Source organism: Micromonospora sp. DT4, assembly GCF_049841675.1.
In the GTDB taxonomy this organism is placed as follows: domain Bacteria; phylum Actinomycetota; class Actinomycetes; order Mycobacteriales; family Micromonosporaceae; genus Micromonospora.
In genome coordinates this window covers 1-287 of record NZ_JBNCKT010000469.1, presented here as the reverse complement: position 1 = coordinate 287, position 287 = coordinate 1, and the positions used below count along the sequence as shown (strand labels likewise).

At 74.2% G+C, this 287-nt stretch carries 1 pseudogene; it reads left to right on the top strand.

The window, feature by feature from the left end:
- Window positions 1–51: 51 nt before the first annotated feature.
- Window positions 52–287, top strand: a pseudogene (locus ACLQ24_RS30560) (pilin); the annotation flags it as partial.

Here is a 287-nt window from a genome sequence, read left to right as displayed (position 1 = left end):
CCGTTTCGACGAATCGCCCCGGCGCGAGCCGGGGCGGGAGGTGCAGCCATCATGTTCCGCCCGCTGTTGGCACGTTCCCGTGCCCTGACCACCGCCCTCTCCCACGCACCGATGACGACCCGCGCGCTTCGCCTCGTCGCCCGGGTCGCCGCGCCCGCCGCGGCTGTCCTCGGGATGCTGGCCGTGCCCGCCGCCGCTTACGCCGACCCCGGCGGCCCGGTCGTCCTGGCCGCCAACGACCTGCCCACCGTCATCGCCAACCTGCAGACCTGGGTGATGGGCATCCT